General features: G+C 69.8%; 13 protein-coding genes, 2 tRNA genes and 1 pseudogene. 7 read left to right on the top strand and 9 right to left on the bottom strand.

The features are described 5' to 3' along the window. Positions 1-7: 7 nt before the first annotated feature. From cydB to cydC, 3 genes are read left to right on the top strand one after another with little or no spacing between them, the layout of a single operon-like run. Positions 8-1,036, top strand: coding sequence for a cytochrome d ubiquinol oxidase subunit II (cydB, locus tag AB0310_RS07740; RefSeq protein ID WP_280566135.1), 1,029 nt, complete (start codon positions 8-10; stop codon positions 1,034-1,036). Continuing rightward, on the top strand, positions 1,033-2,691 hold the full coding sequence (cydD, locus tag AB0310_RS07735) for a thiol reductant ABC exporter subunit CydD (protein WP_366236955.1): 1,659 nt from the start codon (positions 1,033-1,035) through the stop codon (positions 2,689-2,691). Before cydB ends, cydD begins: the two co-directional genes overlap by 4 nt. Continuing rightward, on the top strand, positions 2,688-4,355 hold the full coding sequence (cydC, locus tag AB0310_RS07730; protein WP_366236954.1) for a thiol reductant ABC exporter subunit CydC: 1,668 nt from the start codon (positions 2,688-2,690) through the stop codon (positions 4,353-4,355). Before cydD ends, cydC begins: the two co-directional genes overlap by 4 nt. Positions 4,356-4,358: 3 nt before the next feature. Here cydC and AB0310_RS07725 read toward each other — a convergent pair whose 3' ends face one another. Next, positions 4,359-5,141, bottom strand: a complete 783-nt coding sequence (locus AB0310_RS07725) for a hypothetical protein (RefSeq protein WP_292795451.1) — start codon at positions 5,139-5,141, stop codon at positions 4,359-4,361. Between the two features lie 176 nt (positions 5,142-5,317). On the opposite strand from AB0310_RS07725, the gene AB0310_RS07720 reads away from it, so the two are divergent. From AB0310_RS07720 to AB0310_RS07705, 4 genes are all read left to right on the top strand, one after another. Continuing rightward, the gene (locus tag AB0310_RS07720; protein ID WP_366236953.1) at positions 5,318-6,364 is read left to right on the top strand and encodes a hypothetical protein; all 1,047 of its coding nucleotides are present in this window, start codon (positions 5,318-5,320) and stop codon (positions 6,362-6,364) included. Positions 6,365-6,409: 45 nt separating this feature from the next. Continuing rightward, positions 6,410-6,500 (top strand) — tRNA-Ser (locus AB0310_RS07715). Between the two features lie 92 nt (positions 6,501-6,592). Next, a tRNA-Ala gene (locus tag AB0310_RS07710) sits at positions 6,593-6,665 on the top strand. Positions 6,666-6,762: 97 nt separating this feature from the next. Next, positions 6,763-7,035, top strand: coding sequence for a hypothetical protein (locus tag AB0310_RS07705; RefSeq protein WP_231637074.1), 273 nt, complete (start codon positions 6,763-6,765; stop codon positions 7,033-7,035). Positions 7,036-7,278: 243 nt separating this feature from the next. Here AB0310_RS07705 and AB0310_RS07700 read toward each other — a convergent pair. From AB0310_RS07700 to AB0310_RS07665, 8 genes and pseudogenes are all read right to left on the bottom strand, one after another. Further along, positions 7,279-8,319 (bottom strand): annotated as a pseudogene (locus tag AB0310_RS07700) (recombinase family protein); the annotation flags it as partial. A gap of 194 nt (positions 8,320-8,513) precedes the next feature. Continuing rightward, the gene (locus AB0310_RS07695; protein ID WP_366236952.1) at positions 8,514-8,729 is read right to left on the bottom strand and encodes a hypothetical protein; all 216 of its coding nucleotides are present in this window, start codon (positions 8,727-8,729) and stop codon (positions 8,514-8,516) included. Positions 8,730-8,733: 4 nt separating this feature from the next. Continuing rightward, a complete protein-coding gene (locus AB0310_RS07690) occupies positions 8,734-9,291 on the bottom strand; it encodes a hypothetical protein (RefSeq protein WP_054683054.1) in 558 nt (185 codons plus the stop codon). Between the two features lie 19 nt (positions 9,292-9,310). Next, a complete protein-coding gene (locus AB0310_RS07685) occupies positions 9,311-9,751 on the bottom strand; it encodes a single-stranded DNA-binding protein (RefSeq protein ID WP_034224863.1) in 441 nt (146 codons plus the stop codon). Between the two features lie 80 nt (positions 9,752-9,831). Further along, on the bottom strand, positions 9,832-11,610 hold the full coding sequence (locus AB0310_RS07680; protein ID WP_366236951.1) for a TraM recognition domain-containing protein: 1,779 nt from the start codon (positions 11,608-11,610) through the stop codon (positions 9,832-9,834). After that, positions 11,607-12,155, bottom strand: coding sequence for a hypothetical protein (locus AB0310_RS07675; RefSeq protein WP_366236950.1), 549 nt, complete (start codon positions 12,153-12,155; stop codon positions 11,607-11,609). The genes AB0310_RS07680 and AB0310_RS07675 overlap by 4 nt, the downstream gene beginning before the upstream one ends. Further along, positions 12,152-13,636, bottom strand: coding sequence for a putative type IV secretion/conjugal transfer ATPase (locus tag AB0310_RS07670; RefSeq protein ID WP_366236949.1), 1,485 nt, complete (start codon positions 13,634-13,636; stop codon positions 12,152-12,154). The genes AB0310_RS07675 and AB0310_RS07670 overlap by 4 nt, the downstream gene beginning before the upstream one ends. Beyond that, positions 13,633-14,463 (bottom strand): hypothetical protein, encoded by an 831-nt coding sequence (locus tag AB0310_RS07665; RefSeq protein ID WP_054683040.1) that lies wholly within the window; start codon positions 14,461-14,463, stop codon positions 13,633-13,635. The genes AB0310_RS07670 and AB0310_RS07665 overlap by 4 nt, the downstream gene beginning before the upstream one ends. Positions 14,464-14,485 lie beyond the last annotated feature (22 nt).

The following is a 14,485-nucleotide window of genomic DNA, read 5'->3' as shown; positions in this document are numbered from 1 at the left end:
GAGCATCATGGATCTCGCAACGATCTGGTTCTGGGTGGTCGCCTTCCTGTTCGTCGGCTACTTCGTCCTCGACGGGTTCGACTTCGGTGTGGGCATGTCGCTGCCGTTCCTCGGCAAGGACGACGTCTCCCGCCGACAGGTCATCAACACGATCGGTCCCGTGTGGGACCTCAACGAGACGTGGGTCATCGTGGCCGGGGCCTCGCTGTTCGCCTCGTTCCCCGAGTGGTACGCCACCCTGTTCAGCGGGTTCTACCTGCCGTTGCTGCTCATCCTGCTCGCGCTCATCCTCCGCGGCGTCTCGTTCGAGTACCGCCATCAGCGCGAGAGCCGGAAGTGGAAGCAGGGCTTCGACCGGATGATCGTCATCGGCTCGATCGTCCCGGCGCTGCTCTGGGGTGTCGCCTTCGGCAACATCGTGCAGGGCGTGGCGATCGACGAGAACCACATCTACGTCGGCGGCTTCTTCTCGCTGCTGAACCCGTATGCGCTGCTGGTCGGCGTGACGACCCTGCTGCTCTTCTTCCTGCACGGCGTGCTGTTCGTCGCGCTGAAGACGGACGGCCAGGTGCACGAGGATGCCCGGAAGCTCGCGAAGAAGGCCGCCATCCCGACGATCCTCGTCGCAGCCGCGACGGTGGTCTGGACGGTCGCGATCGCGATGGGCCGTGAGGCGCCGCTGCTCTGGCTGGTCATCGGAGCCGGTGCGCTCGCGGCGGTCAGCCTGATCGGGGCGGTCGGCTTCTCGCTCGTCCGCCGCGACGGGTGGGCGTTCTTCGCCGGCATGCTCACGGTCATGTTCGCCGTCGTCATGCTGTTCTCCGCCCTCTTCCCGTTCGTGATGCCCTCGACGATCGACCCGGCGTTCAGCCTCACGATCGCCAACGCGTCCAGCACTCCGTATACGCTGCAGATCATGAGCTGGACCGCGCTGATCGCCCTCCCGCTGGTCATCGCGTACCAGACCTGGACCTACTGGGTGTTCCGCAAGCGCGTCACCCGCCGGTCGATCGAGGGGGCTCCGGCGCACGCGTGAAACCCGTCGATCCGAGGCTGCTCCGATACGCGGCCGCCGCCCGGGGCTTCCTCCTGGCGTCGGCCGCGATCGGCGTCTTCCAGACCGCGGTGACGATCGCCTTCGCGTGGCTGCTCACCGAGGCGGTGGTCGGTGCCATCGCGGGTCGCGACGTCACGGTGACCCTGCTCTGGCTGCTGGCGACGGCGCTGCTGCGGGGCCTGCTCATCGCCGCGTCCGATGCGGCGGGCACGCAGGCCGCGGCCCGCACCGGGATGCAGCTGCGCGCGGCGCTCGTCGCAGCGGTCGGGCGACTCGGGCCGGGCTGGCTCGCTCAGCGGAACCAGACGCAGATCGCCGTCACCGCCGGTCACGGCCTGGAAGCCCTGGACGCGTACTTCGCGCGGTACATCCCGCAGCTCGTCCTCACCGTCATCGCGACGCCCGTGCTCGTCGCGGTCATGTGGTGGCAGGACTGGCCGAGCGGGCTCACCGCCGTCATCACCCTGCCGCTCATCCCGCTGTTCCTCATCCTCATCGGCATCGCGACCCGCACGGTGCAGAAGAAGCAGTGGCAGACGCTGCAGCACCTCGCCGCCCGCTTCGCCGATACGGTGCAGGGGCTGTCGACGCTGCGGCTGTTCGGCCGGGACCGTCGGGCGGCCGACCGCATCGAGGTGACCGCCGACGAGTACCGCCGCGAGACCATGAAGGTGCTCCGGTTCTCGTTCCTCTCGGGGTTCGCGATGGAGCTGCTGTCGTCGCTCGCGGTCGCGCTCATCGCGGTCGCGGTCGGCTTCCGGCTGCTGTCAGGAGACCTGAGCCTGGGGGTCGGGCTCTTCGTGCTGCTGCTCGCCCCGGAGGCCTTCCTCCCCATCCGTCAGGTCGGCGTGCAGTTCCACGCCGCGGCCGAGGGCGTCGCGGCCACGGAAGACGTGTTCGATGTGCTCGATGCGGCGCGCGACCGGGACCGCGGCGGGGTGCGCAGGCACGATCCGGACACGGATGCACGACCGAACCCCGTGGACTCGTCCGGCAGCCGCGCCGGAGTCGTGCAGGTGGCACACGGACTCGTGGTCGAGGGGCTCCGGGTGAGGGACCTGCCGCCGGTGTCGTTCGTCGCGGAGCCGGGGACGGTGACCCTGATCGAGGGACCGAGTGGCTCCGGGAAGTCGAGTCTGCTCGCCGCCCTCCGCGGAGCGGTGGACTACACGGGGACCGCGACCTGGGACGGACGGGACGTCGTCGAGCTCGCGCCGTCGGAATGGCTCGCCTGGGCCGGCCAGACGCCGGGGCTGATGCGCGGCACGGTCGCGGAGAACGTGGCTCTGGGCGACGCGGCTCCCGACCTCGCCCGCGTGCGCCGGGCCCTCGACGCCGCGTGCGCGGAGGGGATCGAGGCCGACCGCGTGCTGGGCGTGCAGGGCGCAGGGCTGTCGGGAGGGCAGGCGCAGCGCGTCGCGGTGGCCAGGGCGCTGTATCGCCACGACGGTGCCCCGGAGCGGATGCTCGCGCTCGATGAGCCCTCCAGCGCCCTCGACGCCGACACCGAGGAGCGGCTGTGGCGGTCGCTGCGCGCGCGGGCGGATGCCGGCGCGACCATCCTCCTCGTCTCGCACCGCCGCTCGGCCAGGGACATCGCCGACCGGATCGTGGCGCTGGGGGTGAGCGCATGACCGAGACGACGCGCAGCGAGCGGGTCCGGGACATCCTCCGGCTCGCGCAGCCGCCGTTCCGCCGCTTCCTCCCCGGGCTGATCTGGGGGGTGCTGTCGGCGGCCGCCGCAGTGAGCCTTCTCGCGGTGAGCGGCTGGCTGATCGTGAGCGCATCGATCGTCGACTCCCTCGTGCCGCTGTCCATCGCGGTCGTCGGGGTGCGGTTCTTCGCCGTGACCCGGGCTGTCACGCGGTACCTGGAGCGGCTGAGCGGTCACGACGCCGCGCTCCGGCAGCTCGCCACGACCCGCTCCGACATGGTGCGCCGCCTCATCCCGCTCTCGCCGGCGGGGCTCGGCGCGACCGACCGCGGGCAGGTGCTCGCGGCGCTCGTCGACGACGTGGAGAACCTGCAGAACCTCCCGCTCCGGGTCGTGCAGCCGCTTGCCGTCTCGGGCGTCGTCGCCCTCGGAGCGGTGGGCTTCCTCGCCTTCGTCTCGCCACCCGCCGCGCTGACCCTCGCGGTCTGCCTCCTCGTCGCCGCGTTCGCGGCGGTCGGGCTCGGCTGGATCTTCGGCTCCCGCGCGGAGGCCGCGGTGTCGGCGCGTCGGGCCGAGGTGTCCGCGGCCCTCGTCGACTACTTCGGCAGTCTCGACGTGCTCCTCGCGTTCGGTGCGGAGGCGCAGGCGCGGGAGCGGATCCGCGTCGCGGACGCCGCGCTGCGTCGCGTGGTCAGTCGGGCGTCGCTCGCGCAGGCCGTCGCGGCCGGAGTGGTGTCGCTGATGGCCGGGGCCGCATCCGTGTGGGCGCTCGCCGTGGCGGCTCCGGGCCTCGACACGGGGGCGATCGATGCGCCGTGGCTCGCGGTCGCGGTGCTCGTGCCGATGGTCGTGTTCGAGGTGTTCGGCGCCGTGCCGATCGCCGCGGCCTCGTGGCGGAGCGTGCGCGCGAGTGCGGAGCGCATCGTGGACGTGCTGCCCGAACGGATGCCGCCGGAGCTGCGGCCCGACGCGGGGCAGGATGCCGAGGTCGCGGGTGTGCCCGCCCTCGTCCTGCGCGGTGCCACGGCGCACTGGCCCGGAGGCGCGGCGGCGTTGACCGGCGTGGACCTCGACCTCGCACCCGGGGAGCGGGTGCTCGTCTCCGGAGCGAGCGGGGCGGGCAAGAGCTCGCTGGCGGCCGCACTGGTCGGTTTCCTCCGCGTGGACGGCGAGTACCGGATCGGCGACCTCGACGCGGCGGCCCTGTCCGGACCGGCACTGCGGCGCATCGTCGGTCTGTGCGAGCAGCAGCCGCAGCTGTTCGACGAGGACGTGCGGCAGAACCTGCTCTTCGCGAGGGATACCGCCACCGATGACGAGCTCCTCGCCGTGCTCGACCGTGTGGGCCTCGCGGCGTGGGTCCGCGAGCGCGGGGGTCTCGACGCCCGGGTGGGCGACCGCGGTGCGCTGGTGTCCGGCGGTCAGGCGCAGCGGATCGCCCTGGCTCGCGCGCTGCTGCGCGGCTTCCCGGTGCTCGTGCTGGACGAGCCGACGGCGGGCGTCGACCCCGAGGCCTCGGACGCCCTGCTGCGCGACCTGCTGCGGGCGACGGGGGAGCAGTCGGTGCTGCTCATCTCGCACGTGGCGCCGCCCGCGGGGACGGTCGACCGGGTCGTGCGGATCGAGGGCGGCCGGACGGTCTGAGCCTCAGCCGACGAGGTTCATGTCGGCGGGCGGCTCCATCACGATGCCCTGCGCTTCGAACGCGCGACGGCGCTCCTCGATCCGTCGGTGCATCTCGACCTGGGCCTCGTCGATGAGACGCGGGTCGAGGTCGACCGTCGCCGGATGCGGGTCGCCGTGGTGGGCGGCGATGTACGCGTCGAGCTCGGGGCCGCTGGTCCAGGAGGTGATGAGCGCGTACCGCGGGCCCGTGCCGCGGTGCCACACGGCGTGCCAGAAGCGCTGCGTGTCGACGATGATCCGCGAACCGGCGCGCAGCGGCAGCCGGACCTCGGTGGCCGGGTCGAACCGGTCGGAGCGGAGGATGAGCATCGAGTCGGTGTCGTCGGTGAGGTTGTAATACCCGCGGACCACCCAGCCCGTGCCCGGCTCATTGAGGCGGTTGTTGTCGTCCTGGTGCAGGTTGTAGATCGCGTCGGCGTAGTCGTTGGGCTGGAGCTCGATGACCCGGCAGCGACCGACGCCGGCGCCCGGGGCCAGGGCACGGCGCTGCAGGGTCGGGGCGATCGTGACCTGCGCCGGGATCCAGACGCCGTCCTTGTCGGTGCGCGGGGGTGTGTGGTTCCAGAAGCCGTTGCAGTCGATGTCGCCGGCGTAGCTCGTCAGGGGTGCGAAGCGGGTGATGCCGGAGGAGCGCCAGCCGACGTACTCGAGGTCACGCCACTCGGACGGGTCCACCGGGGTGGTCTCGTCGTCGAGGACCACGTATCCGGTCTCGGCGAGCGCCGCAGACGTGATGAATCCCATGCTGCTTGCATCCTTCCCGTCGTTCTGCCCCCGGAGGCGGCGGGTTCTTAGGCAATCCTAATCCCGACCTCCCCTCGCCGACCCACCCCCTTGCGTGTGTCCCACCCCCTTCCGGCCGCACGCAGAGGGGTGGCCCGGCCGGAAGGGGGTGGGTCGGCGAGGGATATTCTGAGGGCATGACGCAGCCCCAGGGTGCCCTTCTCGTGGGCAGTGTGAACTTCGACGACGCTGAGACCACAATGCGTACCGCTGCGGAGCTGCTGGGCGACCGGTTGCGCCGCATCCCGGACGGCGAGGTCGGCAAGCGGTTCCACTGGATCATGTTCCAGCCCGACGTCATCGGCCAGGCGGACGGCATCGAGCGGATCGGCGACGAGCCCATCCCGTTCCCCGCCGGCATCGACGCCCGCGGCCTCCGCATCGCCGAGGGCGTGGACCCGGCGACCATCGCACTGCCTCCGCTCGGGTACGCCTCCGCGGCGATCGAGTCGTACGGGCTCTTCGCCCGGCTGCGTGAGGAGGGAGCAGTCGCGGCGGGCACCCGGTTCCAGGTGTCGCTGCCCACCCCGCTCGCCGTCATCTCCTCCTTCTTCCATGGCGACGACCGGGCCGCGATCGAGCCCGTGTACACCGCCGCGATGCTCCGCGAGCTCCACGAGATCCTCGCCGCGATCCCGCACGGGGACCTCGCCGTGCAGTGGGACGTCGCGAGCGAGATGGGCATCATCGAGGGGGCCTCCGGCTACGGCGCCGTCATGGAGGCGTGGTGGCCCGGTGACCCGTTCGACGGACTCGTCTCGCGTCTGGCCGCCCTCGTCGACGCCGTCCCGGACGACGTCGAGGTGGGCGTGCACCTCTGTTACGGCGACGCGGGGGAGAAGCATTTCTTCGAGCCGACCGACGCCGGCGCGCTCGTTCGCTACGCCAACGCCGTCATCGCCGCGGCCCACCGTCCGCTCACCTGGCTGCACCTTCCCGTGCCGATCGGTCACGACGACGAGGCCTACTTCGCTCCGCTCGCCGAGCTCACCCCGGTCGAGGAGCTCTACCTCGGCCTCGTGCACCGGGAGGACGGCGCGGAGGGTGCGCGCCGCCGGATCGCCGCCGCTGTCCCGTTCGCCCCGGAGTTCGGCGTCGCCACGGAGTGCGGCATCGGCCGCGCCCCCGCCGGCTCCACGGAGGGCATCCTCCGCGCCCACGCCGAGGTCGCCACCGCCTGGTGACCCGCCGATTCGCGCGCTCGGCCCCGGTGTCGTAAACTGATCCGCGGTGACGTGTCCGAGCGGCCGAAGGTGCAACTCTCGAAAAGTTGTGTAGGGTAACCCCCTACCGTGGGTTCAAATCCCACCGTCACCGCCACCACGAAGGCCCCGAATCCCGTTCACACGACGGGGATGCGGGGCCTTCGTCCTGTCGGCTATCCCGAGCGTGATAACGTAGATGTCGTTCACGGGCCTATGGCGCAGTTGGTAGCGCGCCTCGTTCGCATCGAGGAGGTCAGGGGTTCGAATCCCCTTAGGTCCACCCCACGCACAAGGCTCGAACCCTTGCCAACGGAAACGCTGGCCGAGGTTCGGGCCTTGTTGGCGTCTGCGGCCCAGGTCAGGGCATTCGCGTTGACTTGCGGATCAAGGAGCATCTCGAAGGGCCGGTTGTGCTCGACCCGCAGCTCGTTGTCCTCGTCGATGAAGACCTTCGTGAAGAACGCCTGGTTGCACAGCCGCCGGTTGGTGTCGTCGCAGCGGGTGTAGATGTCGGCGCAGTTGGCGAGCAGGCCGAGGGCGTCGTCGAGGTGGGCGCGGGCCTCGGCGTAGTCGCCGAAGTGGGCGTCGATGCGGCGGGTCACCTGGTCGAGTTCGGCGACGATGCGCTCTTGTTCGCGCTTGAGCACTGAGAGCGGGATCGCGTCGGCGTAGTGCGCCTGCATGAGCCGGTCCTGCTCGCTTTCGAGCCGGTCGCGGTTGGTGGTGAGGCGTTCCAGCTCCTCGGTCTCGGCAGCCATGAGCCGATCGAACTCGTGGTGGAGCATGCCCGCGAGCGCATCCTGCTGGGCGGGCGTGATCTGGACGCGGGTGTAGTAGTCCTCGACGAGCTTCTCGACGTCTTCGATGAGCATCGCCTGGCGTGTGCAGTCGGTGCGCTTGGAGTGCCGACCGGAGCATACGAAGTAGCAGTAGACGTTGCCGTGGCGGTTCTTCGCGTTGGAGACGATGAGTCGGGAGCCGCACTGACCGCAGTGGATGGTGCCTTTGAGGTAGTGGCCGTGGACTTGGGTTGCCTCGACGGCGCACTGGTGCGCGGTGAGCACGGACTGGACCTGGTACCAGACCTCGGCTGGCACGAGTGCCGGGTGGTTTCCCTTGTAGCGGGTACCCCTGTAGATGACATCGCCCTTGTAGTACGGGTTGGTCAGGAGCCGGTGGATGGTGGATACCGCCAGAGGCTTCGCCGGCCTCTTCGGCGTGGGCAGGCTGCGCAGCCCGCGCGAGGTGAGTTCGTCGTGGAGTTGGCTGACGCTCCAGTTGCCCGAGGCGTACGCCTTGAACGCCCACTCGATCATCGGTGCTCGCTCGGGATCGAGCTCGATGGTGCGGACTTCGCGCCCGAGTTCGTCGCGCTTGCGGACGTTCAAGTAGCCGATGGGCGCGCGCCCGTTCGTGCCGCCGCCGATGGCCTTTTGGTTCATGCCCTTGGCGACCTCGGTGGCGAGGTTGCGGGAGTAGAACTCGGCGATGGTGGACATGATGCCGTGCAGCAGCATCCCGGAGGGGGTCTCGTCGATGTTCTCGGACGCGGACACGAGCATGACCCCGCACTGTTGGAGTGCGAGGTGGATGCTCACGTCGTCGGCGCGGTTGCGGGCGAGCCGGTCGACCTTGTGAACGATGCAGTACGCGACCTTGTTGGCCTTGACGTACTGGATCATCCGCATCAGCTCGGGCCGGTCGGACGACTTGGCTGAGGCTCCCGCGTCGACGAACTCCTCGACGATGGCGGCGCCGAGCTGTTCGGCCTTACGCCGGGTCGCTTCGCGCTGGGCAGGGATCGAGAAGCCTTCGTCGGTCCCGCCCTTCTCGGCCTGCTCGCGGGTGGAGACCCGCAGGTACGACACGGCGGCAGCCGCAGTCTTGGGCGGGTCGATGAGGCTGGCTGCCGGATCGTCGGCAATGGTGGTCATCGGGGGCTCACTCTCACGCGGTTCGACCCTCGCGCTCCCACTGTTGGTGGGAGGGGTGTTGATCGTGAGAGCAGCCGTTGAAGGCTGTAGGGCGAGACCCGATGGTCTCGGTGCGTGTTGCCCGCCGAGCGGCGAGGTTTAGGCGACAACACCCCGCATCGCGAGGCTTGCACGGTCCATTCTACCGGGCGGCTTCAATGGCGGCCAGGGTCATCCGGTGCCGCCCGGTAGGTGTCGGGCACCCGCGCGGCCTCGCGGGCTGCGCGGCTCTCGCCGGTCTTCTGCAATGTCAGCCGGATGAGAACCTCGGCGAGTTTGTGCAGGTCGGCGCGTTCGCGGTGGACGGCCCGGACGGAGAACGACCGCTCCTCGTAGGGGCGACGGTCGGTCTTCTTGGCGTAGCGGCTCATCGGTCTACTGCGCTTCGTCGTCGTCCAGGCCGGCGTAGAACTCGTCTTCGGCCTCCTGGCGCTTGCGGACTTGGGCGATGACGAACTCGACGAACTCGGCGTCCCGGTCGGTGAAGGTGAAGTCCTGGATCGTGGATGCCGGGTCCTCACCGGGCCACGCAGCTTGCCGGGTCGGGCGGTCGCGGTCCCCACGAGTACCGCAGGCCGTGACCCAGTAGCGAAGCCGCTCTCGAGCGTCGGCGAAGTCGCGGTGCCAACCGAGCGGCGCGGATGCGTTCTGCTCGGGGTCGTAGGCCGCGAGCCAATGCAGGTGCAGCGCCGACAGCTCCCAGACCATCTCCGGGTGGTGGTGCCAGAACGGCGGCACCACCGCGACCGGGAGGCCATAGGTGCGCCGCAGCCAGTCAACCCACCGGTTCAGCGCGAGCCATTCCTGCTCCAGCTCGTGCGCCGTCAGCAGGTTCCAGTTCACGGGGTGCGGCGGTTCGGGCATGTCCGCGTTCGTGACGCGGGGCGGTCCGTCGAAGACGTCCGGCTCATCCATCTCATGCTGATCGTTCATGGTGCTTCGACTCCCGAACTCACATGCTGACCGGGGCGTGCGCCGCGGTCGCTGCTCGCTGCGTCGGCTCGTACGTTGCTGCGTCCCGGCCCACTCCATTGCGCGGCGTCCGGTCGACCTCGTAGCGGGTTCGCGCGGCGTCGTGGCCGATCTTCTTGGCGACGAACTCTTCGCCCTCGATTGCCTGACCGTTGCGCTCGTAGTTGACCGGCCGCGTGTAGCCCTCGGCGACGAAGTTGTCGCCCTGGGCGAAGCTCGCGTGCGCGTGCTCAGCGGAACGCCCGAACATCACCAAGTGGTGGTAGGTCGTCTCGGTCTGCGTGAACGAGCCGTCGTCCTCGCGGCGGAAGTGCTCCTTGCCGATACGGGCGAAGAACCTGGCGTCTCCCTTTGCCGTCTCGGTGAGCAACGGCTCCGAAGCGATGAAGCCTGACAGCGATTCCTGGGTGTGAATGGCCATGATGGCCTCCTCCTGACTCGGGCGACCAACTGCGTGTGGGTCGCTCTGTCAGGCAGGTGCACTGGAGCTTCCAAGCGTCGTCAGGAGGCGGGACGGTGGCGCAGAAGCGCTTCGAGTTCGTCGCGGTCAGTGCGGAGCTGTGCGGCTTCGGGCCGGGTCGGCCAGGCGCGGAGGTCGGTGACGATGGGCGGCGCTGAGCGCAGCATGGTGATGCCGGTGCCGAACGGCAGTGTTCGGATGCGGTCTGGCGGCAGGATCGGGACGCGGCGGATCGAGCGCTGGTTGGAGCGGGTGCCGTGGTCGCCGAGGGTCACGCTGTCGGTGTACTCGTCGCGCTCTCCGATGAGCGTGGAGAGGTCTTGGAGGTCGCGGCTGTTGGATGCGCCGCCGAGGATGATCTTGACGATGCTGGCGTCCCAGATCGCGCTGGCCTGGTGCTCGCTCCACCGGTCGCGGGCTTGGGCGAGGGACTGCAAGACCGGCATGGTCGTGATCCCGGTGCCGCCGCCTTCGGCCATGAGCGTCGGCAGGGACGGCAGTGGGGCGAGGTTGCCGATCTCGTCGAGTGCGAGCAGCAGTGGCGGGTCGAGCCGGGCTCCGGGTGAGCGGGAGGCGAGTCGTCGGGCGGTTTCGATGAGGTCTTCGACGAACGCTGCTACCAGCGATGCGGAGGCTCCTGCTCCGGCGCCGGTGGCGAGCAGGTAAAGGGTGCCTTGTTCGGTGAGGAAGGTTTCGGGGTCGAAGTGTTCGTTCGGGCCTGGTGTGACGGCATCGAGCACGCGCGGGTCGGCGAGGGCGGCGAGGGCGAGGGAGACACCTTGCCAGATGCTGTCGCGGGTCTTGGGGTCGGCATCGATCATCGCGGCTAGCGAGTCGTCCCAGCCCATCGCGGCGTTCGGGTGGGAGTTGAGGATCGCGACGGCCTCGGATGCGGCGCTGGGGTCAAGGGTCCACCTGAACAGCTCGGCGGGCGGGCGTCCGTCGAGCGCTGCGGCGTGCAGCAGGCTCTGGAGTGCGGTGCGGGTCTTGCCTTCCCAGAACCCGCCGGACTCGACCCCTCCTGCGCTGAGTCCGGTGGCGGCGGCGAGCCCGTTGGCGCGGATCATCGCGGTCAGCGGGTCGTCGCACCCGCGAATGGGTGACCAGCGCAGCCCGGCGGGGATGCCTTCGGCGAGGTGTTGGGGGTCGAACACGGCGACTGGCCCGCCCTTGCGGCGTCGGGCGCGGAGGGTCGCGGTGAGGTTGTCGGGCCTGGTGCTGGTGGTGACGACTGCGCCGGGTGCGTCGAGGATCGCGTTGATGACGACGTGCAGGCCTTTGCCGGAGCGGGGTGGGCCGATCAGCAGGATCGAGTCTTCGACCGATGCCCAGACCTTCGTTCCACGGCTGGCGCCGAGCAGGTAGCCGACATCCTGCGGTGCTGGCGACGCCAAGGAGGGCCGCAGCGTGGCCGCGCGGTGAAGCAGTGCTTTCGCGGATGCGGCGGTCTTGACCTCGTGGCTGGTCGCGATCCCCGCCAGTCGGTGCGGGTCGGTCTCTGTCTTCCGCGTGTGGCGGCGCAGCACGATCCACACCCAGACGATCCCGGCAGCGAGTCCGCCGAGCAGTGCCGTGCTGACAAGCCAGTAGACGACTGGATTGAGCCCGTCGGCACCGAGCGCGGTCGCTGGATCGCCGGGGTTGAACAGTACGGCGAGCCCCGCCGCTGCGCCGGCGTCGGGCTGGGCTGTGCCGGTGAGGAACGCGGCGACGCTGCCGGCTGCGCGGAGGGCGAGAGCGATGCCGAACATGCCGATCAGGCCGATGAGGGCGGCGTTGGTGAGTTCGTCGCCCATGCCCGCGGCTTGCCGCTGGTTCATGTCAGCCGCCGCACCGTGAGCGTGCCCGAGATACGTCCGAACAGGATCACCTCGTGTGTGCCGTCGGGTAGGTCGTCGAGGTCGATGAGCGTCCGGGTTTCGCCGGTTCCGGTGGCGTCGGTGTGGGAGACGATCGTCGCGACGGCGACATCCTCGCCGGGGACGAACCCGCCCGCGGTGACCTCGGCCAAGCGCGGCATCCGTCGGGCGTGGCGACTCCGACGAGTTTCCGGCATCGGGGTCTCGGTCGGTGCCGCTGCGCGTCGGGGCTTGCGGGTGCGGAGGATGTCGGTGAAGACGCTGCCGTCGTTCTCGCGGACCTCGACTCGGACGGCGATGGTGCGGTCCTTGGTGATGGCATCCATGAGCGGCCCGAACGTCGCCCGCGTCCAAGCGCTCCCGTCCGGCGACGCGAACGGTGTCCCATCGACCATCGCGGCGAGGGTGCCGTCTTCGGCGACGGTCACGAGGACATGCGGCAGCTCGACGGGAGCCGTGTTCTCGTCGTCGGTCGTGGTGGATCGGCGTGGGCCATTGAGGTTCATCGGTGGCCTCCGGCTGCACGGCTGCTGGTGTCGAATAGTGCGAGTTCGTCGGGGTGGAGTTGGTGTTGGCAGACGAAGCTTCTGGCCTTGATCCGCCATAGGCCTTGTCCGACGCCGAGGTTTGGCAAGAGCTGCTGCTCGGTGCCGGTCAGGCCGAGAGCGGTAGCGGTCGGTCCGAGTTGGTCGGACTCCTGCCGGTACACGATCCGCGTCTCGGCGTTCGCAAGCAGTGAGTTGGCCAGCGAGCGCATGGCGGAGCCCTGGTCGCCCACGTTGTCGAGGTCGGTGAGCTTGTGGAAGATCAGCATGTTCGCGATCCCGTAGTGCCTGGCGAGTCGCCAGTGCGCATCCATCCGCCGCAACAGAGCCGGGTGGGACATGAGCCGCCAGGCCTCGTCGTAGATCACCCACCGCTGCCCACCGTTCGGGTCGAGCAGCGCAGACTCCATCCACGCCGACGAGCACGTCATCAACACCGAAGTGAGCGTCGAGTTCTCGGTGACCCGCGAGAGATCGAGCGAGATCATCGGCAACGACGGATCGAACGCGACCGTCGAAGGCCCATCGAACAGCCCGGCCAGGTCACCGGCCACGAGGCGGCGCAGCGCATGGCCGACAAGCCTGCCGTCCTCGGCCAACCTGCCGTCGGCATCCGCACTCGGGGCGAGGATGCGATCAACGACCATCGGCAGGATCGGCACGTCGTTCTCCCGCACCGTCTGGGTCAGGGCGATGTCGATCGCGGTGTGCTCCAACGGCGACAGTCCTCGGGCGAGCACGGTCTCGGCGAGTGCGCCGATCAGGTCACGACGCCGGGCCGCGACCGTGTTCGTCCATTGCTCATCCGAGAGCCCTGCTGGTCGGTGGCCCTCGTCGAGCGGGTTCAGGCGGGTGTTGAGTCCGTGGCCGAGCACGATGGCCCGTCCGCCGACGGCGTTGGCGACCGCTGTGTGCTCGCCCTTCGGGTCGCCGGGAACGTACACGCGCCGCCCGAACGGCAACGACCGCGCGTAGAGCGATTTGGCGAGGCTCGACTTCCCCGAGCCGACGATCCCGGCCAGCACCACGTTCGGGGCGGTGATGATGCCGCGCGCGTACAGCACCCACGGGTCGTAGACGAAGCTCCCACCCGAGTACAGGTCCTGCCCCACGAACACCCCATCGGCACCGAGGCCGCCCTCGGCGACGAACGGATACGCCCCCGCCAGCGTTGCCGACGTGTCTTGATGGCGCGTCAGCTGGAACCGGCCTGGCGTTCGCAACCGCGCGGCACCTGGCTCACCGGCCTTCGGGAGGTAGATCGTTGCGCGCCGCTCGGCCCGCTCCTGCTCAGCCTTCGCCTTCGCGGCAGCGAGCGCGGCCTTGCGCTGCTCGGCATGCAATCGGGCCTCTGCCCGGCGGCGCTGCTTGCGGAGCCTTCGCCGTTCCTTCGACGGCGCCACCAGAACAGCGGTGTGCAGCCGCTCCCGATCCTGGATCACAGCCCCAGCCCCCGCGCCTGCTTCACCGCGGCGATCTTCGCGGGCTCGAACCACGACCCATCCGATTTCGAGGCCGGAAGGTCGGTCCGCTTCGGCGCGCCCGGAGAGGAGTACGACACCAGTAACTCCGGGCCGTCGCGCATCGGGGGCGGTGCGGTCTGTTCGGCTTCCTGAGCCTCGGTGTCGGGTTCGGTGTAGCGGCGCAGCAGCGAGACGTAGCCGATGTGCGGGTTGACGACCAGCGCGTAGTCGCCGGAGATCGCCACCTGGTCGTTGGTGCCCTCGCCGGGCTCGTCGTAGACGTATCCGTTCTCCAGCGCGGCCTGGGTGGTCTCGTCGCCGTAGTCCCACTGCGCGAGGTAGTCCACCGTATCGACATGCCCCAGCTCGCCGCGGATGCGCAACGGCCGGTCGGCCTCCTCTCCCTGGAGGAACACCACGCTGACCCACCGCGACGGCGCGGCCTCCTCGACGGCGGGCTCGGGATGCCAAGCGATCCGCCCCGCAGCGATGAACCCCTCCGCGAGCCGGTCATACGCCCGGTCGACGAGACTCGCGGCCTGACGCAACTCCTCCGCAGTGGCGAGCGCGTCCCGCACTCCTGCCTCGTGGCTGCCGGCGTCGTTGAAGGCGTGCGCGGCCTTGCGCTCGTGAACATCAGCGATCTGGTCGAGCGCCTGCCGCAGCGACCGCATCCCGGAGGACAGGTCACCGATCACCCCGTACATCTCGGCGGGCTGATCGAAGCCCCGGCTCGCGTGGGCTAGGCCGCGCAAGGCTTCGGACGCCTCAGCGGCATCGGCAGTCGAATCGAAGAACGTGGGCATGGTCGGCCTCCTCGCAAGTCGT

Origin of the sequence: Microbacterium meiriae (genome assembly GCF_040702565.1) — a bacterium.
Lineage (GTDB): Bacteria > Actinomycetota > Actinomycetes > Actinomycetales > Microbacteriaceae > Microbacterium > Microbacterium meiriae.
Note: the sequence above shows the minus strand (reverse complement) of the source record. Positions and strands in the feature narration are given on the sequence as shown.